We start from the raw sequence: 21,865 nt of genomic DNA, 5'->3' as shown, positions 1-21,865 counted from the left end.
GTCAGGTGAGCCGCACGATGCGCTCGGGCGGGAAGAGTTCGGTGCCGATGGCCACCGTTTCGCTGCCGAGGCGAATCGTGAGTCCGTCGACGTCGGCCAAGGGGGTGAGGTCAGCCGGTCCGTCGTTCCCGTGGGCGTACAGAGTCAGCTCTGTCAGCGCGGGCAGTTCCCGGAGGTGAGCCAGACCCCCGGTGAGCAGACAGTGGGTGAGGACGAGTGTCCGGAGCCCGGTGAGGCCGGCGAGTGCGCTCAGGGCGGGGAGCGCCATCTCGTTGAGGCTGAGCCAGACAAGGCGCCGGAAGAACAGGTTCCGGCTCATGTACCTGACGTGCCGCAGGTCGTGCAGACCGAGGGCGTCCAGTCCGGTGCACCGCTCGATGCCCTCCAGGCTCAGGTTCCCCACGTGGCGGCCGAGGGACAGCGCCCTGAGGCGCGGTCCCAGCGGCAGTTCGGAGAGGCTGTCGACAGGGAAGCGATGGCTCAGGCTGAGTTCGTGAATTCCGGTGAGCGGCTCCAGATGCTCCTTGGGAAGGCCGGGGTGCAGATCGACCAGCGAGAGCCCGGTCAGCGCGAGTCCCGACAGCGGGCTCAGATCACGGACTCCGGGGCACCGGCTGAGCACCACTTCCGTGAGCGAGCGCATGGAGGCGAGCGGGGAGAGGTCGCTCAGCGCCCCGTTGTCGAAGACGATGAGCCTCTCCAGGTCGCGGCGTGCGATCAGAGGAGAGAGATCCGGACGATCGCCGTGGACACGCATGCTCCCGGCCCTCTCCACATGCCGCAGGGCCGCCAGCTGGCCGTCGTTCGCCACGGCCAGGGGGACCGTGTCCCACGTCTGCGCCGCGAGTACCTCCCGGGCGTAGTCATCGGTGCCGAACGCCCCCCACGCCTCGGACAACTGGGAGGCCACCCAGTGCCGTTCGTCCTTCCGGTACCCCTTGACCACCTCGAACGCAGCCTCGCCGCCCACCAGGGCCGCCGTCCTCACCACGTACCCCGCCGCGTACGCGCCCTCCACCTCCCGCGGCCCCGGCAGCAGTTCCAGGACCAGTTCGCCGACCTCGGCGAGTTCCTCCGCCTCCGCCTGCGTGCGCGGCGGCAGCAGCTCCGCCGTCCGTTCCTGGACCTCCGCACGCACCGCGGGGTCCAGCTCCGGGGCGTGGTCCAGGGCTGCCGCCGCCAGGAGCACGAGGCGGCTGCGGTGCTTCTTCGTCTGGGCGGCTCGCTTCATCAACTGCCGCAGCAGCTTGGCCCGTTCGTCGGCGCGGGCGTGGCCCACCGCCATCTGGACCACGTCGTGCCACTGGTCGTCGTGCCCGTGCTTCACCAGGACGCCGAAGTCGCGGGCCTCCACCGCCGCCTTGGCGCCCAGGTAGTCCTGGAACGTGCGGTGCACGAACCCCACCGCGCCCGGCGCCGGTTCGCGCAGCAGGCCGCTCCGGATGAGGAGATGGGCGAAGACCTCCTCGGCGCCGCCCCGTACCTGGGGCATGGCCGTCAGCCAATCGGCCACCATCTCCTGGGCCTCGGCGCGGTCGGCCTCGGCCTGGCCGTTGCGGATCAGCCAGTACGCGAGGCGTTGCAGCAGCGCCGTCTGCTCCTCGCGGGTCAGGTCGACGCCCTCGACACCGGTGATGTCGCGCTCGGTGTCCCGGCGTACCAGCAGCATGTCCAGGGCGGCGTCGTACAGCTCCTTCCGCGCACGCGGCAGCTGGGTCCTGCGGTCCCGGTTCAGCGCGCACAGCAACGCGCACATCAACGGGTTCGTCGCGAGCCGGGCCAGGTCCCGCCGGGTGCCCACCGCACGCCGCAGCGACGCCTCGTACGCGTCGAGCCGTTCGCGCTCCCGCGGGTCGGTGCACTCCGTGCGGGCCGCCGTGTGCCAGTGCCCGACGAACAGGCGGATGTCCTCCCGGCTCATCGGCAGCAGCGCATGCGGCTCGAAACCGAGCCCCGGACCGGACAACCAGCTCTCCGGCACCGCCGACGGCCGGGTCGTCACCACGTACCGGGCCTTTGGGTACGCCGTGATCAGGTCCTTCAGCCACTTCTCGGTACGCCGACGCTGCCGCATCGGCACCTCGTCCACCCCGTCGACCAGGACCAGCGCCCGGCCCTCGGCCAGCAGCCGGTCCGCCCACCCGGCGGGGGCCGCGCCGTGCAGCGGAACCCCGGTCGCGCGCAGGAAGTCGTCCGGCACGGGCAGCGGACCGCCCGAGGTGAAGGCGCGCAGCCGCAGGACGAAGGGCACACAGCGGTTCCACTCCGCCAGGGAGGGGCCGAACGTGCGGCGGGCGGCGTTCACCGCCAGCCACTGCACCAGGGTGCTCTTGCCCGAACCGGCCGGGCCCCGCAGCAGCAGCCGGTCCGTCCCCGCCAGCGCCTGCTCCACGGAGACCGTCACCGCGACCGGGTGCTCCAGCCCGTGCTGCCGGACCGCGCTCCCGCTCACCGTCAGGCTGATGTAGGCCGTCTCCAGCGGCCACTCCGCCGCCGACCGTCCGAGCGTCAGCCCGAACAGGCCCATCCGGCCGTGCGACGAGGCCATGAACTGTGCGTACCGCCGCTCGAACTCCAGCGCGGCCGTGTCCGGGCGCGGTCCGGCCAGGTCCCGTACGTCCGCCACCAGCTCCCGCGTCCGCGCCGCCTCCCGGGTCTGCTCCACCGCCGCGCGGGCCACGAAGGACGGCGTGGCGGTCAGCTGCTCCACCACATGCGCGCAGCACCGGCCGAGCAGCTCCCCGTACAGCCCGGCCGCACGCTCCGAGAGGCCCGCGGCGGGCGGCCCCAGCTCCGCGGCCAGCCGCTCCGGATCGAGATCCACGGCGAACAGCCGGTCGGCCGTCAGCTCGCCCGCCGCTGTGAAGGCGTCCCGTACCGCGTCCACCGCCGCCAGCCGCTCGTGCTCCGGCAGGTCGGCGTAGGACACGGCCAGCCGGTCGCCGAGGACCCGGGCCAGCCGGTCCGGCTTCGCCGGGCGGGGGAGGGGGCGCACCGGGTCCGGGACGAGCCCCGCGCCGGGCTTCTTCGCGAGCAGCGACCTGGCCACCGCGGAGGCGACCGCCGTCGCCAGCCGGATCAGGGCGACTTCCGGACCGGACACGCGTGTTCCCTCCCCCGCCGGACACCTCGACGGGGGGATCGTACGACGCCCGTGGAACCCGCTTTGGCGGAAGTATCCAAAGACTGCTGACAACGCGTCTCGCATACTTGTTGGTAACAACCCCTAGTGCCCGGCCGACCTGCGGCTCTACCGTGCATGCATGCCGCCGAACCTGCCCGATGTCGTGCTCTGGTCCATACCGGCCTTCGTCCTGCTCACCGTCCTGGAAATGGCCCTGCACCACTTCCACCCGGACGAGGACGCCGCCGGGTACGAGACGAAGGACGCCGTCACCAGCATCAGCATGGGGCTGGGCAGCCTGGTCTTCGACCTGCTGTGGAAAGTCCCCATCGTCGCGATCTACACCGCGGTCTACGAGCTGACCCCGCTGCGTGTCCCCGTACTGTGGTGGACGGTCCTGCTGATGCTCCTCGCGCAGGACTTCTTCTACTACTGGTCGCACCGCGGACACCATGTGATCCGCGTGCTGTGGGCCTGCCACGTGGTCCACCACTCCAGCCGGAAGTTCAACCTCTCCACCGCGCTGCGCCAGCCCTGGACCTCGCTGACCGTCTGGCCGTTCTATCTGCCGATGATCGCGTGCGGAGTCCATCCGGCGGCGCTCGCCTTCTGCTCCTCGGTCAATCTCGTCTACCAGTTCTGGGTGCACACCGAGCGCGTCGGCAAACTGCTCCGGCCCTTCGAGTACGTGCTGAACACGCCGTCCCACCACCGGGTGCACCACGCCTCGCAGGGCGGCTACCTGGACCGCAACTTCGGCGGCATCCTGATCGTCTGGGACCGGCTCTTCGGCTCGTTCACCGCGGAGACCGAGCGGCCGGTGTTCGGCCTCACCAAGAACATCGACACCTTCAACCCGCTGCGGGTCGCCACCCACGAGTACGCCGCGATCGCCCGTGACCTGCGGGCGGCGGGCAGCTGGGGCGAACGGGCCGGGCGGGTCTTCCGCGGGCCCGGCTGGCAGCCGGCCGCCGCCTCCGCCCGCACCGGCAGTGCCCCCGCCCCCGCCACCGCCTCCGAGGAGACCGCCGGATGAGCAGCACCGACACGACCGCCCCGGGCCGACGGGAGCGTCTCGTACGCCCGCTGCTCATCGCCTTCCTGGTGGCCTCGGCCGTCGACCTCCTCGGAGTCCTCGCCGACGTCCCGGCCGCGCACCAGGCCGCCAAGCCGCTGCTGATGCCGCTGCTGGCCGGGTACGCGGCCGCCCGGCGCGGGCCCCGGCTGCTCGTCGCGGCGCTCCTGTTCGGCTGGGGCGGTGACACCTTCCTGCTGCTCGACTCCGACCTCGCCTTCCTCGTGGGGATGGGCTCCTTCGCCGTCGGCCACGTCTGCTACCTGTGGCTCTTCGGGAAGGCCCGCTCCTCGGTGGCGGCCGGGATCGGGTACGCCGTCGCCCTGGTCACCGTGGTCGCGCTGCTGTGGAACGGGCTGCCGGAGGGCCTGCGCGTCCCCATGACCGGCTACAGCCTGCTGCTCGCGGCGATGGCCTACCGGGCGGGCACGCTCGGCAGGTACGCGGCCGTCGGCGGGGCGCTCTTCCTGCTCTCCGACACGCTGATCGCCACCGGCATCGCCGACTGGCCGCAGCTGCCCGCCCCCGACTTCTGGGTCATGGCCACCTACCTCGCGGCGCAGTTCCTGCTGACCATGGGCGCACTGGGCGCGCCGGGGACGAACGCGCGCACGGCGCCGGGAGCGGTGGCGCCCGTCAGGCCGTGAGCCAGTCGGCGGCGCCGATCCCAGCGGCCCGCCTGCGGGCCCGCCCCCGAAGGCGGCCGGAGGCGCCGCGCGCCGCGGCGGGCCCAGCGGGCCGGCCGGTCTCCGTCATCCACCGCTTGGGCCCGCAGGCGGGAGCGGAGCCGGTTCCCGCGTCCTTCCGGGCGGCCGGGGCGGGCAGTTCACCGAGCGGCCAGGCGGCGGTGCGGGCCCCGGCGAACCAGCCGGAGCGTCACCAGCCGGGAGCCGCCCGTGTCGTGCTGTTCGGCCAGTGACCGCAGCACGGCGGCGGCCGGAAGACGGCCGGTGCCGTGATCGAGCGCCTGGGCGTGCGGCGCACCGGGCGCCTTCGCGGAGCCAGTCGTCCTTCCGGGCGCCGGACCCCACCGCCGCGACACCGGTGGTCACCCGTACCGGACTGCCGAAGCGGCGCCGCCCGGCCCATGGTCCGGGCCCCGGGCGAGGGCCCCGCGATCACGGCGGCGGGAGGGACCGGCCGTGTGCTCCGGTCCCTCCCGCCGCGTCATGGCGTTCTGGTTACCAGCGGACCGCGTTGAGCGCGTTCACCACACCGGCACCGTAGAAGCCGTTCTTGTTCTTGCCGCCCTCGCAGACGGCGTCGACCGTGCCGTCACCGTCGATGTCGTACGGGGCGCCGCAGGCGGTGGCGTCGGCCTCCGCGAGCAGCAGCGCCTTCACCCCGGCCGCCGAGGCGTGCGGGTGCGTCGATTTGATGAGGGCCGCGACCCCGGAGACGTGCGGCGCGGCCATGGACGTTCCGGCCTTGTACCCGTACGCGCCGTTCGGCAGCGTGGAGAGGATCAGACCGCTGGTGGCGGGCGGGGCGGGCGTCTGGTAGACGGTCGAGTCACCGCCCGGGGCCGCCACGTCGATGACGCCGTTCCCGTAGTTCGAGTACGAGGCCTTCAGGCCCTTGGCGCCGGTCGCGGAGACCGTCACGACGCCCGGCAGCATCGCGGGGATGTCCAGGCACTCGGACGGGTCGATCGTCCGGGGGCCGGGCGTCGAGTCGTTCGGGCTGGAAGCGTCCTCGATCGCGTCGGAGGCCAGGTCGAAGGCGCTGTTGCCGGACGAGGCGATGTTGACCGTGCCCTTGCGCTCCGCGTACCGGGTCGCCCGCTCGACGGCCTCGACCAGCGCACCCTGGTCGGCGTCGTTCTTGCAGTTGAACATCCACGGGTCGGTGAAATAGCTGTTGTTCGTGACGTCGATCTTGTGCTCGGCGGCCCACATGAAGCCGCAGACGATCGCCTCGGTGTAGAAGAACCCGTCCGGGTTCGCCACCTTGATGGCGGCGAGCTTGACGCCCGGGGCGACGCCCGTCACGCCGACGCCGTTCTTCGCCGCGGCGATGGTCCCCGCGACGTGCGTCCCGTGGTTGCTCTCACCGGCCTTCGGCCGCCAGGCGCCGTCCGTGGTGTCCGGTGCGCCGGAGGCACAGCTCGCCGACGCCGCACGGCTGAAGTTCGGCGCCAGGTCCGGATGGGTGTCGTCGACGCCCGTGTCGATGACCGCGACCGTCACCTTGCTGCTGCCCAGAGTCTTCTTGTGCGCCTGGTCCGCCTTGATCGCGGGCAGGTCCCACTGCAGGGGCTCCATCGGGTCCTGGCCCGCCGTCGCACCGGCCGCCGCGGCCTTCGCCTGCGCGGCGGTCAGCGGCTGCTCGGCCCCGGTGTCCGTGGTGGTCTGCGGAACGATCGGGTTGGTACGGGTGGCCCCCGCCGAATCGACACCCTTGACCCGGCGTATCGACTGCGCGAAGTCCGGGTTCTGCGAGTGGGCGACGATGACGCCGATCTCGGCGTAGGCGGTCACGACCGTGCCGCCGGCCGCGGATATCGCCTTCGTCACCTGCTTGACGGTGCCCGGACCGCTCCGCGTGTTGACCACGTAGGAGAGCTTCGGTCCGTCCGTCGCCGCCGCCGCGGACGGCGCGTCCACGGGGGCGGCGGAGGCGGCGTTCGTCGGCAGGAAGCCGAGCGAGGCCGTGAGGGCCAATCCGACGGGCAACGTGAGTGCGCGCGTCCGTCTGGAACCCAGATGAGCCATGGGGTCTCCACATCATCCTTGCCGGTCGACCGGGCGCGGGCGCACCCAGTCGCGTACATGATCAGTGAAGTTATCGTCGATCACGCCCGCTCATCAATGAGTGCGCGGGACCTGATTCGGCCGGACGGGTGCCGAACACGGAGCGGGAGAAGTGCGCGCCCGGGTGAACCGCTCCGCCGCGCCCTCCGTGCCGTTCGTCGGGGAAGGCGCGCCGACACCCAACTCCGCGGTCTGAGCCCCCCGTCACCCGACACCACCCGCACCCGCGTCGCGAGGAGATTCCGTGGCTACCGATGCACCGCCGCCGCCCGAGACCAGTACGGAGGCCGTACCCGCCCAGCCCACGACCGAGGCGTTCGCCGCGATGCAGGAGAGCGAGGAGTTCGGCGAACTGCGCCGCTCCCACCGCTCGTTCGCCTTTCCGCTGACCATCGCGTTCGTCCTCTGGTACCTGCTCTACGTCCTGCTGTCCAACTACGCGGGCGGCTTCATGGGCACCAAGGTGTACGGGAACATCAACGTCGCCTTCGTGTTCGGCCTCGCCCAGTTCGTCACCACCTTCCTCATCGCCTGGCTCTACTCGCGGCACGCCGCGGCGAAGCTCGACCCCAAGGCCGAGGCGATCAAGTCCCGTATGGAGGCCGACGCATGAGCGCCGTGTACCCCTCGCACCACGCCCTCCAGCTCGCCGCCTCCTCGACCACCGAGCACCGGCCGCTGATCATCACGCTCTTCGCCGTGTTCGTGGCCGCGACCCTGGCCATCACCGTCTGGGCCGGACGCCAGACCCGCAGCGCCTCCGACTTCTACGCGGGCGGGCGCCAGTTCACCGCCTTCCAGAACGGACTCGCCGTATCCGGCGACTACATGTCCGCCGCCTCGTTCCTCGGCATCGCCGGGGCCATCGCCCTCTTCGGCTACGACGGCTTCCTCTACTCCATCGGCTTCCTCGTCGCCTGGCTGGTGGCCCTGCTCCTGGTCGCCGAACCGCTGCGCAACTCGGGCCGCTACACGATGGGTGACGTCCTCGCCTACCGGATGCGCCAGCGCCCGGTCCGCACCGCCGCCGGTGTCTCCACCATCGTCGTCTCGATCTTCTACCTGCTGGCCCAGATGGCGGGCGCGGGCGTCCTGGTCGCCCTCCTCCTCGGCATCACCAGCGACGCGGGCAAGATCCTCATCGTCTCCCTGGTCGGCGTGCTGATGATCGTGTACGTCACCATCGGCGGGATGAAGGGCACCACCTGGGTGCAGATGGTCAAAGCCGTCCTGCTGATCGCGGGCGCCCTGCTGATGACCTTCCTGGTACTGCTGAAGTTCGACTTCAACATCTCCGACCTGCTCGGCACCGCCGCCGCGAAGAGCGGCCACGGAGCGGCGTTCCTGGAGCCCGGACTCAAGTACGGTGCCACCGGCACCTCCAAGCTGGACTTCCTCTCCCTGGGCATCGCCCTCGTCCTCGGCACCGCGGGCCTGCCCCACATCCTGATCCGCTTCTACACGGTGCCGACCGCCAAGGCCGCCCGTAAGTCGGTCAACTGGGCCATCGGCATCATCGGCGCCTTCTACCTGATGACGATCGCGCTCGGCTTCGGCGCCGCGGCTCTGATCGGCCCGGACGAGATCAAGGCCAAGAACCCGGCCGGGAACGCCGCCGCCCCGCAGCTCGCCGAATACCTCGGCGGGGTCGGCTCCACGGGCGGAGCCGTCCTGCTCGCCGTGATCTCCGCCGTCGCCTTCGCCACCATCCTCGCCGTCGTCGCGGGCCTCACCCTCGCCTCCTCGTCCTCCTTCGCGCACGACATCTACGCCAACGTCATCCGCAAGGGGAAGGCCACCGAGAAGGAGGAGATGCGCGCCGCCCGCTGGGCCACCGTCCTCATCGGCGCCGTCGCGATCCTCCTCGGCGCCTTCGCCCGCGACATGAACGTCGCCGGACTCGTCGCGCTCGCCTTCGCCGTCGCCGCCTCCGCCAACCTGCCGACCATCCTCTACAGCCTCTTCTGGAAGCGGTTCACCACCCGGGGCGCCCTCTGGTCGATCTACGGCGGTCTGGCCAGCTCGGTGATCCTGGTGCTGTTCTCGCCGGTCGTCTCCGGCAACCCGAAGACGTCGATGTTCAAGGGCGCCGACTTCGCCTGGTTCCCGCTGGAGAACCCCGGCCTGATCTCCATCCCGCTGGGCTTCCTGCTCGGCTGGCTCGGCTCCCTCCTCTCCAAGGAGGAGCCCGACCAGGGCAAGTACGCCGAACTGGAGGTCAAGTCCCTCACCGGCGTCGGAGCGCACTGACCTGGGCGGCAGCCCGTGAGAACGCCGCTCCGTGGCCGTGTCGTAGGACCCTACGACACGGCCACGCCCCGCTCGTGCCAAATGGGCTCCGCCCGCGGGACCGCTCTCGCGTAGGCTCGGAAGGGCCGGCCGGAGAAGTCGGCCGGAACGACGGGGCCGGTACCCGCACCAGCGAACGGGGGAGGGCGACCACATGCTCATCGACACCTACGACCGGGTGGCCACCGACCTGCGCGTCTCGCTGACCGACCGGTGCAACCTGCGGTGCACCTACTGCATGCCGGAGGAAGGGCTGCAGTGGCTGGCCAAACCCGACCTGCTCAGTGACGACGAGATCGTCCGGCTGGTCCGCATCGCCGTCACCCGCCTCGGCATCACCGAAGTCCGCTTCACCGGCGGCGAACCCCTGCTGCGCCCCGGGCTCGTCTCCATCGTCGAGCGGTGCGCTGCCCTCGCCCCCCGCCCCAGGCTGTCGCTCACCACCAACGGCATCGGCCTGAGGCGCACGGCGAGCGCCCTCGAAGCCGCGGGCCTGGACCGGGTCAACGTCTCGCTGGACACCCTGCGCCCCGACGTCTTCAAGACCCTCACCCGCCGCGACCGCCACCACGACGTGCTGGCCGGACTCGAAGCCGCCCGCGACGCCGGGCTCACCCCCGTCAAGGTCAACGCCGTGCTGATGGCCGGACTCAACGACGACGAGGCCCCCGACCTGCTGGCCTGGGCCGTGGAGCAGGGCTACGAACTCCGCTTCATCGAGCAGATGCCGCTCGACGCCCAGCACGGCTGGAAGCGCGACGGCATGATCACGGCGGGTGACATCCTCGCCTCGCTGCGCACCCGCTTCACCCTCACCGAGGAGGACGCCGGAGCCCGCGGCTCCGCCCCGGCCGAACGCTGGACCGTCGACGGCGGCCCCCACCGGGTCGGCGTCATCGGCTCGGTCACCCGCCCCTTCTGCCGGGCCTGCGACCGGACCCGGCTCACCGCCGACGGCCAGGTGCGCACCTGCCTCTTCGCCCGCGAGGAGACCGACCTGCGCGGCGCTCTGCGCTCCGGTGCGCCGGACGAGGAGATCGCCCGGATCTGGACGCTCGCGATGTGGGGCAAGAAGGCCGGTTCGGGCCTGGACGACCCGTCCTTCCTCCAGCCCGACCGCCCCATGTCGGCGATCGGCGGCTAAGGGGTATCCGCCCGGGACTCCCACTCCGTCAGCGTCACCACCTCCTTCAGGAAGTCCCGGACGCCGAGGAACGACGACAGGTGCTCCCGGTGCTCCTCGCAGGCCAGCCAGGTCTTGCGGCGGTCGGGAGTGTGCAGCTTCGGGTTGTTCCAGGCAAGCACCCAGACCGCGTCGGCCCGGCAGCCCTTGGCGGAACACATGGGTGCGGTGGCGGCGCTCTCGGCCGCGTTCTCAGGGGAGTTCACGGACTCAACCCTAAGGTCGGACACCGGATCACCGGGAAAAGGCGACGCCGGGCAGCCACGGGGGGAGCTGCCCGGCGTCAGTCCGTCGCTCCGACGGGGGATGCGGAGCGCGCTTCGAAGTATGTCACGCAGACCGGGGTGCGGTGCACCGTAACTTCATGATTGATCTGAGCTTTTCTTGAGCATCAGTTGGCATCCGCACACCACGCGAGCTCAGGCCGGCGACCCGCCGCCGGGCGCCCCGTCACCCTCCGCACCGGCTTCCGGGCCCCCGGACGCCGACGGCGCGTCGAGCACCGGCCGCATCGGCGCGGGCACGAAGGTCGAAGGCAGCGAACGAGGCGTCTCCCGGCCCGCGTTGGCGATGACCACCGCCACGTAGGGCAGCAGCATCCCGAGCGCGAGCGCCACGATCGCAACGTACCGCTCGACGTTCCACAGCGTCGCGGCCAGGACCACCGAGACCGTCCGCACGGACATCGAGATCACGTAGCGCCGCTGCCTGCCGCGGACGTCCTCCGCCAGCCCCTGCCGGGCCCCGGTGATCCGGAAGACCTCGCCGCCGCTCCGCTTCCGCACCATGTCTCCCTCACCCTTCCCCCGACTTCCCCCGACCGGACGGGGGGACACCGCACGTCCGCACCGGAGGCTCCCGGACCGGACCGCCACCACGGTACGCCCGGCTCCCGGCGGTCACGAGACCGGGGCGGGCCCATTCGTACATTCCGGTACCCGGCCCCACGTACGGACGCTTCCGGCATGCGGGACACCGCCCCCGCTCCGAGACTGGTCGCTACGGGCGCGACCCCGCGCCGCACGAGGAGGCGGACATGGGCTGGCTGTGGGCAATCATCGTGGGCCTGGTGCTCGGTCTGATCGCCAAGGCGATCCTGCCCGGCAAGCAGAACATCCCGCTCTGGCTGACGACCGTCTTCGGCATCATCGGCAGTGTGCTCGGCAACACCGTCGCCACCTGGATCGGTGTCAACGACACCAAGGGCATCGACTGGACCCGCCATCTCTTCCAGGTCATCGGAGCGGTGGTCATCGTCGCCGTCGGCGATGTGGCGTGGGCCTCGCTGCGCGGCAACCGGCGCAGAACCTGAACCAGGCCGCCCTCCCACGCACCGCGGCCGGACACGCGTCACGCGTGTCCGGCCGCGGTGCGGATACGGGCCCGGGGTCAGCCGGTGACCTCGACGGCGGCGAGGTTCTTCTTGCCCCGGCGCAGCACCAGCCAGCGCCCGTGCAGCAGCGCCTCGCGGGCCGGTGCGGCCTCACCGTCGTCGGCCTTGACGTTGTTCACGTACGCGCCGCCCTCCTTCACCGTGCGGCGGGCACCCGACTTGCTCGGCGCCAGACCGACCTCCACCAGGAGATCCACCAGCGGACCGAGCTCGGTGACCCGCGCGTGCGGCACCTCGGACAGGGCGGCGGCCAGCGTCGCCTCGTCCAGCTCGCCGAGCTCGCCCTGGCCGAACAGCGCCTTCGACGCCGCGATGACCGCCGCGCACTGGTCGGAGCCGTGCACCAGCGTCGTCAGCTCCTCGGCCAGCGCTCGCTGCGCCGTCCGGGCCTGCGGACGCTCCTCGGTGACCCTCTCCAGCTCCTCCAGCTCCGCGGGGCTGCGGAAGCTGAGGATCCGCATGTACCGGGAGACGTCCCGGTCGTCCACGTTCAGCCAGAACTGGTAGAACGCGTACGGCGTGGTCATCGTCGGGTCGAGCCAGACGGCCCCGCCCTCGGTCTTGCCGAACTTGGTCCCGTCCGCCTTCGTCATCAGCGGCGTCGCCAGCGCGTGCACCTCGGCACCCGGCTCCAGGCGGTGGATCAGGTCGAGGCCGGCGGTGAGGTTGCCCCACTGGTCGCTGCCGCCCTGCTGGAGCGTGCAGCCGTAGCGCCGGTACAGCTCCAGGAAGTCCATGCTCTGGAGCAGCTGGTAGCTGAACTCGGTGTAGCTGATGCCCTCGTCGGACTCCAGGCGGCGGGCGATGGACTCCTTCGTCAGCATCTTGTTGACGCGGAAGTGCTTGCCGATGTCCCGGAGGAACTCGATCGCGGACAGACCCGCGGTCCAGTCCAGGTTGTTCACCATGACCGCGGCGTTCTCGCCCTCGAAGGACAGGAACGGCTCGATCTGGGCCCGCAGCCGCGCCACCCAGTTCGCGACCGTCTCCGGGTCGTTCAGCGTGCGCTCCGCGGTCGGCCTCGGGTCGCCGATCTGGCCGGTCGCGCCGCCCACCAGGGCCAGCGGACGCAGCCCCGCCCGCTGGAGCCGGCGCATCGTGAGCACCTGCACCAGATGGCCGACGTGCAGACTGGCCGCGGTGGGGTCGTAGCCGCAATAGAAGGTGACGGGGCCGTCCGCGAGAGCCTTGCGCAGTGCGTCCTCATCAGTGGACTGGGCGAACAGCCCACGCCACTTCAGCTCATCGACGATGTCCGTCACGGTTCTTTCTCTCCTCAGACGTGCAGCAATGGGGCAACGCTCAGTCTACGGGCTGTCCCGTGATCCCCGGCGGGCGCGCGGCGTCAGCCACGGCACCTAGCCGCGTTGCCGGAACGCCCGGATGCATCCGGTATTCGGGCGTCCCTCCGCCGTGCGACGCACCGCGTCTGACGCCGCACGCTGATCCACCAGGGATGACGGGACAGCCCTGAGGCGGGTCACACGCCGGGGCTCACCGAGCTCATGTTGAAGTCGGGGATCCGCAGCGCGGGCATCGCGGCCCGAGTGAACCAGTCGCCCCACTCGCGCGGCAACGTCCTTTCCGTACGGCCCGCCTCCGACGCCCGCGCCAGCAGGTCCACCGGCGACTCGTTGAACCGGAAGTTGTTCACCTCGCCGACGACCTCGCCGTCCTCGACCAGGTACACCCCGTCGCGGGTCAGCCCGGTCAGCAGCAGCGTGGCCGGATCGACCTCCCGGATGTACCAGAGGCAGGTCAGCAGCAGGCCGCGCCCGGTCGTCGACGCCACCATCTCGTCCAGGGACCGCTCGCCGCCGCCCTCCAGCAGCAGGTTGTCGACGGCCGGGGCGACCGGCTGGCCGGTCAGCGCCGCCGTGTGCCGGGTCGTCGTCAGCCGCTCCAGCCCGCCGTCGCGCACCCAGTCGGTCGGCGCGAGCGGCAGCCCGTTGTCGAAGACGGAGGCACCGTCCCCGGAGGAGTGGGCGATCACGAACGGCGCCGACTCCAGCCCCGGCGCGTACGGGTCGCTGCGCAGGGTCAGCGGCAGCGCGGACAGCCGCTCGCCGACCCTGGTCCCGCCGCCCGGCCGCGAGAAGACCGTCCGGCCCTCCACGGCGTCCCGCGCGGTCGAGGACCACATCTGGTAGATCAGCAGATCGGCGACGGCCGTCGGCGGGAGCAGCGTCTCGTACCGCCCGGCGGGCAGCTCGATACGGCGCTGCGCCCAGCCCAGCCGCCGCGCCAGCTCCGCGTCGAGCGAGGCCGGGTCGACGTCCTTGAAGTCACGCGTCGAGCGGCCCGCCCAGGACGAACGGGTGCGGTCGGGGGACTTGGCGTTCAGCTCCAGCGTCCCGGTCGGCTGGTCGTGGCGCAGCCGCAGCCCCGTCGACGTACCGAGGTACGTGGAGGTCATCATGTGGTGGGCGAAGCCGTACAGCTCACGGCCGCCGGAGCGGGCGCGGGCGAAGGCGTCGCCGAGCGCCGGGGCGAAGTCCGCGAACACCTCCGAGCCGGTCTCGGCCGGGGCGTCGGTGAAGTCGGGCGACGCGGGCACCCCGGTGACCAGCGGCTGCGCGTCCTCCGCCGGACCGGCCCCGCGCGCGGCGGCCTCGGCGGCCCGCACCAGCGGCTCCAGGTCGTCGGCGGTGACCGCGGACCTGGACACGACGCCGGACGCGGTGCCCTGCGCGCCGTCGACGGTCGCGACGACGGTGAGCGTCCGGCCCCGGGTCACCCCGTTCGTGGTGAGGGCGTTGCCCGCCCAGCGCAGGTTCGCCGACGACTCCTCGTCCGCGATGACCACACAGCCGTCGGCGGTGGACAGTTCGAGAGCCCGCTCGATGATCTCGTGCGGCTTGCTGACACGGCTCATCGCCCGGCCTCCTGCGTCGTGTTGAGGATGTTGACACCCCGGAAGAGCGCGGAGGGGCAGCCGTGCGAGACGGCGGCGACCTGTCCCGGCTGTGCCTTGCCGCAGTTGAACGCACCGCCCAGCACATACGTCTGCGGGCCGCCGACCTTCTCCATCGAGCCCCAGAAGTCCGTCGTCGTCGCCTGGTACGCGACGTCGCGCAGCTGACCGGCGAGCCGTCCGTTCTCGATCCGGAAGAACCGCTGACCCGTAAACTGGAAGTTGTACCTCTGCATGTCGATGGACCAGGAGCGGTCGCCGACCACGTAGATCCCGCGCTCCACCCCGCCGATCAGGTCCTCGGTGGACAGCCCGCCGGGCTCCGGCCGCAGCGACACGTTCGCCATCCGCTGCACGGGCACGTGACCGGGGGAGTCCGCGTACGCGCAGCCGTTGGAACGGCCCAGCCCGGTCAGCCTCGCGATCCGCCGGTCCAGCTGGTAGCCGACCAGCGTTCCGTTCCTCACCAGGTCCCAGGACTGCGCCTCGACGCCCTCGTCGTCGTAACCGATGGTCGCGAGGCCGTGCTCGGCCGTGCGGTCACCGGTCACGTTCATCACGGAGGAGCCGTACGCCAGCTTCCCCAGCTGGTCGAAGGTGGCGAACGAGGTCCCGGCGTACGCCGCCTCGTAGCCCAGGGCCCGGTCCAGCTCGGTGGCGTGACCGATCGACTCGTGGATGGTCAGCCAGAGGTTGGACGGATCGACCACCAGGTCGTACGTCCCCGCCTCGACGCTCGGGGCGCGCATCTTCTCGGCCAGCAGCCCGGGAATCCGCTCCAGCTCGCCGTCCCAGTCCCAGCCGGTCCCGGTCAGGTACTCCCAGCCGCGGCCCGCCGGCGGGGCGATCGTCCGCATCGAGTCGAACTCGCCGGTGCTCGCGTCCACCGCGACGGCGGTGAACTGCGGATGCAGCCGGACCCGCTGCTGGGTGGTCACGGTCCCGGCGGTGTCCGCGTAGAACTTGTTCTCATGGACGGTGGTCAGCGAGGCGTCCACGTGCGCGACGCCCTTCGCCGCCAGGAGCCGGGCGCTCCACTCGGCGAGCAGCCCCGCCTTCTCGTCGTCCGGTACCCCGAACGGGTCGATGCCGTACGCCGAGACCCAGGTCCGCTCGCCGTGCACCGGCTCGTCCGCCAGCTCGACCCGCTCGTCGGAGCCGGCCGCCGCGATCACCTTGGCCGACAGCTTCGCCAGGGCGACGGCCTGCGAGGCCACCTTCGCCGCGGCGTCCATCGTCAGATCCACCCCGGACGCGAAGCCCCAGGCCCCGCCGTGCACCACCCGCACCGCGTAGCCGAGGTCGGTGGTGTCCGAGGACGCGGCGGGGCGGGCGTCCCGCAGCCGCCAGGAGGCGCTGCGCACCCGCTCCATACGGAAGTCGGCATGCTCGGCGCCCAGCGCGCGCGCACGGGCGAGCGCGGCGTCGGCGAGGGCCCGCAACGGCAGGGCCAGGAACGACTGATCTACCTCATGGGGCACGGCGGATTCCCTTCTCGATGCACCACGGAAGTGAACCACGCCGGAGGGTGACCGCACCGGGCATCGGCCGGACACTCTCCCCGCGGTCCGGCGCGGCCCGCCCCCGCGGGGCCGGTCACTGTAGGAACCCCACAGTGACCGGGGGAAGGCGCTGTCAGGGGCCGATTGCCGCGGAAGCAGCGGCTACCGATAGGTTTTCGACGTACCAGACCGCTAGGGAAAGGGTGATCCGATGAGCCGCTCGGTTCTCGTCACCGGAGGAAACCGGGGCATCGGCCTCGCCATCGCCCGCGCTTTCGCCGACAACGGCGACAAGGTCGCGATCACCTACCGCTCCGGAGAGCCGCCCGTCGTGCTCACCGAGGCCGGTGTTCTCGCGGTCCGTTGCGACATCACCGACGCCGAGCAGGTGGAGCAGGCCTACAAGGAGATCGAGGAGAAGCACGGTCCCGTCGAGGTGCTGGTCGCCAACGCCGGCATCACCAAGGACCAGTTGCTGATGCGGATGTCCGAGGAGGACTTCACGTCCGTCCTCGACACCAACCTCACCGGCACCTTCCGGGTCGTCAAGCGCGCCAACCGTGGCATGCTGCGTGCCAGGAAGGGCCGTGTCGTCCTCATCTCCTCCGTCGTCGGGCTTCTCGGCTCGGCCGGGCAGGCGAACTACGCCGCGTCCAAGGCGGGTCTGGTCGGCTTCGCCCGTTCGCTGGCCCGTGAGCTCGGTTCGCGGAACATCACTTTCAACGTCGTCGCGCCCGGCTTCGTCGACACCGACATGACCCAGGCGCTCACCGAGGAGCAGCGCAAGGGCATCGTGTCCCAGGTGCCGCTCGGCCGCTACGCGCAGCCCGGGGAGATCGCCGCCGCGGTGCGCTTCCTCGCCTCCGACGACGCGTCGTACATCACTGGAGCCGTCATCCCGGTTGACGGCGGATTGGGCATGGGTCACTGATCACCATGAGCGGAATTCTCGACGGCAAGCGCATCCTCATCACCGGAGTGCTGACGGAGTCGTCCATCAGCTTCCACGCCGCCAAGGTGGCTCAGGAGCAGGGCGCCGAGGTCATCCTGACCGCTTTCCCGCGGCCCACGCTGACCGAGCGCGTCGCCCGGAAGCTGCCGAAGCCGGTCAAGGTCATCGAGCTGGACGTGACCAACACCGAGCACCTGGACCGGCTCGCCGGTCTGGTCGAGGCGGAGCTCGGCTCCCTCGACGGTGTCGTCCACTCCATCGGCTTCGCGCCGCAGGACGCGCTGGGCGGCAACTTCCTGAACACCCCGTTCGAGTCCGTCGCCACCGCGATGCACGTCTCGGCGTTCTCGCTGAAGTCGCTGGCCATGGCCTGCAAGCCGCTGATGAACGACGGCGGCTCGGTCGTCGGCCTCACCTTCGACGCGCAGTTCGCCTGGCCGCAGTACGACTGGATGGGCCCGGCCAAGGCCGCGCTGGAGGCCACCTCCCGCTACCTCGCCCGTGACCTGGGCAAGGACGACATCCGCTGCAACCTGGTCTCGGCCGGGCCGCTCGGCTCGATGGCCGCGAAGTCCATCCCGGGCTTCACCGACCTGGCCAAGGTGTGGGACACCCGTTCCCCGCTGGCCTGGGACATGTCGGACCCGGAGCCGGCGGGCCGCGCCATCGTCGCGCTGCTCTCGGACTTCTTCCCGAAGACCACCGGCGAGATCATCCACGTCGACGGCGGCGTGCACATGATGGGCGCCTGACCCGTACGGCGGCTCGCACCCGGCCGCGTACCGCCCGAGCACCGGGCGGTACGCGGCTTTCGCGCGTCCGGACCCGCCCCGCCCCGTCCCGGAGCCCGGGTCGGTGAGATCGACTCGAAAAGGTGGTCGATCCACCGCAGAATGTGGTGAACCGGACTTCGGGCCGAGCTGCGGGAGGAGGTCGACATGCGCTCCACACGTCGCCGGACCGGCGCGCTGCTGGCGGCCGCCATAGCGCTGGCCGGGCTCGCCGCCCCGGTGGGGATATCCCTGGCGGGCCGGGCGGGAGGCGGGGCGTCCACCCCCGCCGCACCCAGCCCGGAGCCCGCCGGATCCGAATGCCGTACCTCGATACGGGGATCACGCGTCGTCGCCTACTGCCACAACCCGTACCCCTCCGCCGACCGGGTGCAGCTGCACACCGAATGCCGTCAGTGGTGGGACGTGGACGCCGACGCCACCCCGGTCGACGTGGGCCCGGGGCGTACCGTACGGCTCGACGACCGCTGCTGGAAGCAGATCGCCTCCGCCTGGATCACCCACCGCATACAGGACGCGCGGGACGCACCGACGGCCCGCTAGGGAGGGTCCGGGACATGCCCGTGGCGCATCCCCTAAGGGTGTTCCGACACGCAGCTCAGCGTATGACTCGCGGCCTCGGCCGCCGCCGCCTCGCCGTCCCCGGCCCGGATCGCCTCGACCAGCCGGCCGTGGTCCATGGGGGCCTCCGGCTGGAGATCCTGGCCGATGTCCCCCCTGAGGTAGTCGCGCAGCAGATCCCCCAGATCGGCGTAGAGGCCGGTCAGCACCTCGTTGTGAGCGGCGGCGACCACCGCCAGGTGCAGCGTCGCGTCCGCCGCGACGAACGCCTCCGCGTCACCCGCTGCCCACGCCCGCGCGCGGCGTTCCATGAGCGCGTCCAGTTGCCTCAGATCCCGCTCGGTGCGCCGGGCCGCGGCCAGCCGGGCCGCCGACGACTCCAGGGTGGAGCGCAGTTCGGCGATGTGGCGCGGATCGGCGGAGGCGAAGCGCCGGTGCATCACCCCGGCCAGCTCGCTGGTGGCGACGACGTAGGTGCCCGATCCCTGCCGGATGTCCAGCAGTCCGTTGTGCGCGAGGGCGCGCACGGCCTCCCGGACGGTGTTGCGGGCCACCCCCAGCTGCTCCACCAGTTCGGGCTCGGTGGGAATGCGGGAACCCACGGGCCACTCGCCCGAGGTGATCTGGTTCCTGAGCTGGGCAATCACCTGGTCGGCGAGTGCCGAACGCCGCGGAGACGTCAGCGCCATGGTGCTCCTTGGTCGGGATTCCGGTGTGAGGCGTGGTACCGGAGTGAAACAGGGTGCCGGAGTGGGGGACGGGAATCACTGTGCCCGGAGCGAATGTTCTCAGAGCGCGTCCCGGTCGGCGGACTCCCCGTCCGCCCGCGGCCGACTGGACAATCAATCATCCCATGATTCTATGATGGGTCTCATGCCCGATGACGAAACCAGCACCCTGAGCCCCGCCGCCGCGGTGAACAGCCCCGCGAAGCCCACGGCCGCACAGGCCCCGAAGGGCCGCCGGACGGCGCCAGCGGCCGACGGCACCTCCCCCTGGACGCTCCGGCTGGTCGCCATCGGGCTGGTCCTCACCGCGGTGAACCTCCGTCCCGCCATCACCAGCCTCGGCGCCCTCCTCGAAGAGGTGCGGGAGGGGCTGCACATGAGCGGCAGCGTCGCCGGTGTCCTCACCTCCGTGCCGCCGCTCTGCTTCGCGGTCTTCGGGATCATGGCGCCCCGCCTCGCCCGCCGCTTCGGTCCGGGCGCGGTGGTCTGCGCCGGGATGATCGCCATCACCGCCGGTCTGGTGATCCGGCCGCTCGTCGGCGGGACGGCGGGCTTCCTCGCCGCGAGCGCCCTCGCCCTGATGGGCATAGCCGTCAGCAACGTCCTGATGCCCGTCATCGTCAAGCGCTGGTTCCCCGACCGGGTCGGCACCATGACCGGGCTCTACTCCATGGCGCTGGCCCTCGGCACCTCACTCGCCGCCGCGGTGACCGTGCCCATGACCAGCGCGATGGGCGGCGGCTGGCGGCTGGGTCTCGGCGTCTGGGCCGCGCTCTCCGCCGTCGCGATCCTGCCCTGGCTCCCGCTGGTACGGGACCGGCGCGCCGCGGGCGAGCGGCCCGGCCGCCCCGTGGCCGGCCGCCCCGCTCCGGAACTCCGGATCACCCGCAGCCGCACCGCCTGGAGCCTCGCCTGCTTCTTCGGTCTGCAGGCCACCGCCGCGTACATCGCGATGGGGTGGATGCCGCAGATCTTCCGCGACGCCGGGGTCTCGGCCAGTACCGCCGGTGTGCTGCTCGCCGTCACGATGGCGATGGGCGTTCCGCTCGCCTTCGTCATCCCGGGGGTCGCGGGACGGATGCGGAACCAGGGCCCGATCGTCCTCTTCCTCGGCAGCTGCGGCCTCGTCGGTTACGCGGGCCTCTACTTCGCACCGGCTGGCGGCGCCTGGGCCTGGGCGGTGCTCCTCGGCATCTCGAACTGCTCCTTCCCGCTCGCCCTGACCATGATCGGCATGCGGTCGCGCACCGGTGCGGGCGTGGTCCGGCTGTCCGCGTTCGCCCAGTCCGTCGGCTACCTGATCTCGATCCCGGGACCGCTGCTGATCGGTGTGCTCTACCAGCACAGCGGCGGCTGGGAGCTGCCCATCGCCCTGATGGCGGGCCTCATGGTGCCGCAGATGGCGGTCGGACTCCTGGCCGGACGGGACCGGACGATCGAGGACGAATGCTGAGATGCGAGACTGGGGCCATGTCTCCTGTGCTCGACCCGAATCCTCAGAACGGCCAGAAGAAGTTCCTCGCCGTGCTCGGCGCGATGCTGCTGGTCACCGTGGTCGTCGCGGTGATCGCCTCGATCGCCTCCCCCTGAGCCTCACCGCTTCCGCCGCCGGGCGCCGGAGGTGGGGTTAACCCCCCGGTCCCCTAGGGGGCTGAGGTGGGGGTGAAGTGGGTGGACCGCCGGATGGGCCCGACGGCCCCCGGCCCGTAGGTTCGTCGGTACCGGAACCGATGACCCACGGAGGCGGACATGCCGGCCCCAACCACCACCCGGACCACCCACCCGGCCACGGGCAGTGTCGAGGTGCGGCTGCCGTGGTGGGGCGTCGTACTGCCCGCCCTCGCCTTCGGCGTACTGCTGCTGCTGATCGTGAGCCCCGGTGAGGCACGGGCCGCGACCACCGACCCGGCGGTCAGCCGCGTCCTGGCGCACCTCCTGGCCCTGGTGACCGGCTGACCCGTGCACCGCACACCAGCACGTCAACCCCCTGCGCCGGACGGCACGTTTCGTGCGAAGCTGAGGTGTATGAGCGTCGACACACCTCGCAGGATCGTTCTTCTCAGGCACGCCAAGGCGGAATGGTCGCAGGACTCCGATTACGAGCGGCCGCTCGCGGAGCGCGGCCGGAAGGACGCCCCCGTCGCGGGCCGCAAGCTCGCCGGCTCCGGGATCGATGTCGATCTGGCCCTCTGCTCCACCGCCGCCCGGACGCGGGAGACCTGGAAGCTGGCCGTCCACGAGATGCCGCGCCGCCCCAGGACCGTGTACGAGGAGCGGCTGTACGAGGCGTCCCTCGGCGAGCTCATCGCCCTGGTCAACGAGACCTCCGACGACGTGCGCGACCTCCTGGTCATCGGCCACAACCCCGGCATGCACGCGATCGCCGACGCCCTCGCCGGATCCGCCGAGGGTGACACCCTGGCCCGGATGAACCGCAGTGGCTTCCCCACCGCCGCGTTCGCCGTCGTCGAGTTCAACGGTTCCTGGAAGGGCGTGGAGCACGGCGTCGGCAGGCTCGTCGAGTACTGGACGCCCAACGGCTGACCCGCCCGCCGTACGCGACAGGGCCCCCGGAAAACCGCTCGGCGGTCACGGGGGCC

21 protein-coding genes are annotated in these 21,865 nt (G+C 71.5%); 13 read left to right on the top strand and 8 right to left on the bottom strand.

Annotated elements, in window-relative coordinates:
* Window position 1 precedes the first annotated feature (1 nt).
* Window positions 2–3,103, bottom strand: coding sequence for an NACHT domain-containing protein (locus ACFVWY_RS14950; RefSeq protein WP_389871585.1), 3,102 nt, complete (start codon window positions 3,101–3,103; stop codon window positions 2–4).
* 160 nt (window positions 3,104–3,263) lie between these two features.
* Here ACFVWY_RS14950 and ACFVWY_RS14945 point away from each other — a divergent pair, with 160 nt between their 5' ends.
* Together ACFVWY_RS14945 and ACFVWY_RS14940 are read left to right on the top strand one after the other, a co-directional pair.
* Entirely contained in the window at window positions 3,264–4,160 is an 897-nt protein-coding gene (locus ACFVWY_RS14945; protein ID WP_389871583.1) for a sterol desaturase family protein, read from the top strand.
* Window positions 4,157–4,846: a lysoplasmalogenase gene (locus tag ACFVWY_RS14940; protein ID WP_389871580.1), complete on the top strand. Its 690-nt coding sequence runs from the start codon at window positions 4,157–4,159 to the stop codon at window positions 4,844–4,846. Before ACFVWY_RS14945 ends, ACFVWY_RS14940 begins: the two co-directional genes overlap by 4 nt.
* 534 nt (window positions 4,847–5,380) lie before the next feature.
* On the opposite strand, the gene ACFVWY_RS14935 is transcribed toward ACFVWY_RS14940, so the two are convergent.
* Complete coding sequence (locus ACFVWY_RS14935; protein WP_389871578.1) at window positions 5,381–6,913, bottom strand: S8 family serine peptidase; 1,533 nt, start codon at window positions 6,911–6,913, stop codon at window positions 5,381–5,383.
* Window positions 6,914–7,196: 283 nt separating this feature from the next.
* Between ACFVWY_RS14935 and ACFVWY_RS14930 the strand changes: the two genes are divergently transcribed.
* From ACFVWY_RS14930 to moaA, 3 genes are all read left to right on the top strand, one after another.
* Window positions 7,197–7,565 (top strand): DUF485 domain-containing protein, encoded by a 369-nt coding sequence (locus ACFVWY_RS14930; RefSeq protein ID WP_389871576.1) that lies wholly within the window; start codon window positions 7,197–7,199, stop codon window positions 7,563–7,565.
* A complete protein-coding gene (locus ACFVWY_RS14925) occupies window positions 7,562–9,202 on the top strand; it encodes a cation acetate symporter (protein WP_389871573.1) in 1,641 nt (546 codons plus the stop codon). The genes ACFVWY_RS14930 and ACFVWY_RS14925 overlap by 4 nt, the downstream gene beginning before the upstream one ends.
* 193 nt (window positions 9,203–9,395) lie before the next feature.
* On the top strand, window positions 9,396–10,385 hold the full coding sequence (moaA, locus tag ACFVWY_RS14920; protein WP_389871570.1) for a GTP 3',8-cyclase MoaA: 990 nt from the start codon (window positions 9,396–9,398) through the stop codon (window positions 10,383–10,385).
* Here the strand turns inward: moaA and ACFVWY_RS14915 are convergent.
* Together ACFVWY_RS14915 and ACFVWY_RS14910 are read right to left on the bottom strand one after the other, a co-directional pair.
* Entirely contained in the window at window positions 10,382–10,585 is a 204-nt protein-coding gene (locus tag ACFVWY_RS14915) for a hypothetical protein (RefSeq protein ID WP_389871957.1), read from the bottom strand. The genes moaA and ACFVWY_RS14915 overlap by 4 nt on opposite strands.
* A gap of 258 nt (window positions 10,586–10,843) precedes the next feature.
* Window positions 10,844–11,212, bottom strand: coding sequence for a DUF3099 domain-containing protein (locus tag ACFVWY_RS14910; protein WP_389871567.1), 369 nt, complete (start codon window positions 11,210–11,212; stop codon window positions 10,844–10,846).
* Between the two features lie 248 nt (window positions 11,213–11,460).
* Between ACFVWY_RS14910 and ACFVWY_RS14905 the strand changes: the two genes are divergently transcribed.
* Window positions 11,461–11,736: a GlsB/YeaQ/YmgE family stress response membrane protein gene (locus tag ACFVWY_RS14905; protein ID WP_389871564.1), complete on the top strand. Its 276-nt coding sequence runs from the start codon at window positions 11,461–11,463 to the stop codon at window positions 11,734–11,736.
* Window positions 11,737–11,813: 77 nt separating this feature from the next.
* Here ACFVWY_RS14905 and tyrS read toward each other — a convergent pair whose 3' ends face one another.
* The 3 genes from tyrS to ACFVWY_RS14890 form a co-directional block, all read right to left on the bottom strand.
* On the bottom strand, window positions 11,814–13,079 hold the full coding sequence (gene tyrS / locus ACFVWY_RS14900; RefSeq protein WP_389871561.1) for a tyrosine--tRNA ligase: 1,266 nt from the start codon (window positions 13,077–13,079) through the stop codon (window positions 11,814–11,816).
* A 218-nt stretch (window positions 13,080–13,297) separates the two neighbouring features.
* Window positions 13,298–14,692 (bottom strand): metallopeptidase TldD-related protein, encoded by a 1,395-nt coding sequence (locus ACFVWY_RS14895; protein ID WP_389871558.1) that lies wholly within the window; start codon window positions 14,690–14,692, stop codon window positions 13,298–13,300.
* Window positions 14,689–16,212, bottom strand: a complete 1,524-nt coding sequence (locus ACFVWY_RS14890; RefSeq protein WP_389871555.1) for a TldD/PmbA family protein — start codon at window positions 16,210–16,212, stop codon at window positions 14,689–14,691. Before ACFVWY_RS14890 ends, ACFVWY_RS14895 begins: the two co-directional genes overlap by 4 nt.
* Before the next feature lie 232 nt (window positions 16,213–16,444).
* Between ACFVWY_RS14890 and fabG the strand changes: the two genes are divergently transcribed.
* From fabG to ACFVWY_RS14875, 3 genes are all read left to right on the top strand, one after another.
* A complete protein-coding gene (fabG, locus tag ACFVWY_RS14885; RefSeq protein WP_389871552.1) occupies window positions 16,445–17,164 on the top strand; it encodes a 3-oxoacyl-[acyl-carrier-protein] reductase in 720 nt (239 codons plus the stop codon).
* A 5-nt stretch (window positions 17,165–17,169) separates the two neighbouring features.
* Complete coding sequence (gene fabI, locus ACFVWY_RS14880; RefSeq protein WP_389871550.1) at window positions 17,170–17,937, top strand: enoyl-ACP reductase FabI; 768 nt, start codon at window positions 17,170–17,172, stop codon at window positions 17,935–17,937.
* A 186-nt stretch (window positions 17,938–18,123) separates the two neighbouring features.
* The gene (locus ACFVWY_RS14875; protein WP_389871547.1) at window positions 18,124–18,519 is read left to right on the top strand and encodes a hypothetical protein; all 396 of its coding nucleotides are present in this window, start codon (window positions 18,124–18,126) and stop codon (window positions 18,517–18,519) included.
* A 32-nt stretch (window positions 18,520–18,551) separates the two neighbouring features.
* Here the strand turns inward: ACFVWY_RS14875 and ACFVWY_RS14870 are convergent, their stop codons facing one another.
* The gene (locus ACFVWY_RS14870; RefSeq protein ID WP_389871545.1) at window positions 18,552–19,226 is read right to left on the bottom strand and encodes a FadR/GntR family transcriptional regulator; all 675 of its coding nucleotides are present in this window, start codon (window positions 19,224–19,226) and stop codon (window positions 18,552–18,554) included.
* Window positions 19,227–19,410: 184 nt separating this feature from the next.
* Between ACFVWY_RS14870 and ACFVWY_RS14865 the strand changes: the two genes are divergently transcribed.
* The 4 genes from ACFVWY_RS14865 to ACFVWY_RS14850 all read left to right on the top strand — a co-directional run bounded on the left by ACFVWY_RS14865 (window position 19,411) and on the right by ACFVWY_RS14850 (window position 21,809).
* Entirely contained in the window at window positions 19,411–20,718 is a 1,308-nt protein-coding gene (locus tag ACFVWY_RS14865) for a CynX/NimT family MFS transporter (RefSeq protein WP_389871542.1), read from the top strand.
* 17 nt (window positions 20,719–20,735) lie between these two features.
* Complete coding sequence (locus tag ACFVWY_RS14860) at window positions 20,736–20,855, top strand: SGM_5486 family transporter-associated protein (RefSeq protein WP_389871540.1); 120 nt, start codon at window positions 20,736–20,738, stop codon at window positions 20,853–20,855.
* A gap of 159 nt (window positions 20,856–21,014) precedes the next feature.
* Entirely contained in the window at window positions 21,015–21,221 is a 207-nt protein-coding gene (locus ACFVWY_RS14855; RefSeq protein ID WP_389871538.1) for a hypothetical protein, read from the top strand.
* A gap of 69 nt (window positions 21,222–21,290) precedes the next feature.
* Window positions 21,291–21,809, top strand: coding sequence for a SixA phosphatase family protein (locus tag ACFVWY_RS14850; RefSeq protein WP_389871535.1), 519 nt, complete (start codon window positions 21,291–21,293; stop codon window positions 21,807–21,809).
* Window positions 21,810–21,865: the final 56 nt, after the last annotated feature.

Origin of the sequence: Streptomyces sp. NPDC058195 (genome assembly GCF_042883525.1) — a bacterium.
GTDB lineage: Bacteria > Actinomycetota > Actinomycetes > Streptomycetales > Streptomycetaceae > Streptomyces.
Note: the sequence above shows the minus strand (reverse complement) of the source record. Positions and strands in the feature narration are given on the sequence as shown.

Bases quoted from the DNA above. Each gene is read 5' to 3' on its own strand.
- ACFVWY_RS14925 (WP_389871573.1), top strand. From the start codon at position 7,562: ATGAGCGCCGTGTACCCCTCGCACCACGCCCTCCAGCTCGCCGCCTCC.
- ACFVWY_RS14860 (WP_389871540.1), top strand. From the start codon at position 20,736: ATGTCTCCTGTGCTCGACCCGAATCCTCAGAACGGCCAGAAGAAGTTC.
- fabG (WP_389871552.1), top strand. From the start codon at position 16,445: ATGAGCCGCTCGGTTCTCGTCACCGGAGGAAACCGGGGCATCGGCCTC.
- ACFVWY_RS14910 (WP_389871567.1), bottom strand. From the start codon at position 11,212: ATGGTGCGGAAGCGGAGCGGCGGCGAGGTCTTCCGGATCACCGGGGCC.
- ACFVWY_RS14855 (WP_389871538.1), top strand. From the start codon at position 21,015: ATGCCGGCCCCAACCACCACCCGGACCACCCACCCGGCCACGGGCAGT.
- moaA (WP_389871570.1), top strand. From the start codon at position 9,396: ATGCTCATCGACACCTACGACCGGGTGGCCACCGACCTGCGCGTCTCG.
- ACFVWY_RS14870 (WP_389871545.1), bottom strand. From the start codon at position 19,226: ATGGCGCTGACGTCTCCGCGGCGTTCGGCACTCGCCGACCAGGTGATT.
- ACFVWY_RS14875 (WP_389871547.1), top strand. From the start codon at position 18,124: ATGCGCTCCACACGTCGCCGGACCGGCGCGCTGCTGGCGGCCGCCATA.
- ACFVWY_RS14915 (WP_389871957.1), bottom strand. From the start codon at position 10,585: ATGTGTTCCGCCAAGGGCTGCCGGGCCGACGCGGTCTGGGTGCTTGCC.
- ACFVWY_RS14895 (WP_389871558.1), bottom strand. From the start codon at position 14,692: ATGAGCCGTGTCAGCAAGCCGCACGAGATCATCGAGCGGGCTCTCGAA.
- ACFVWY_RS14905 (WP_389871564.1), top strand. From the start codon at position 11,461: ATGGGCTGGCTGTGGGCAATCATCGTGGGCCTGGTGCTCGGTCTGATC.
- ACFVWY_RS14940 (WP_389871580.1), top strand. From the start codon at position 4,157: ATGAGCAGCACCGACACGACCGCCCCGGGCCGACGGGAGCGTCTCGTA.
- ACFVWY_RS14935 (WP_389871578.1), bottom strand. From the start codon at position 6,913: ATGGCTCATCTGGGTTCCAGACGGACGCGCGCACTCACGTTGCCCGTC.
- ACFVWY_RS14865 (WP_389871542.1), top strand. From the start codon at position 19,411: ATGCCCGATGACGAAACCAGCACCCTGAGCCCCGCCGCCGCGGTGAAC.
- fabI (WP_389871550.1), top strand. From the start codon at position 17,170: ATGAGCGGAATTCTCGACGGCAAGCGCATCCTCATCACCGGAGTGCTG.
- ACFVWY_RS14945 (WP_389871583.1), top strand. From the start codon at position 3,264: ATGCCGCCGAACCTGCCCGATGTCGTGCTCTGGTCCATACCGGCCTTC.
- ACFVWY_RS14850 (WP_389871535.1), top strand. From the start codon at position 21,291: ATGAGCGTCGACACACCTCGCAGGATCGTTCTTCTCAGGCACGCCAAG.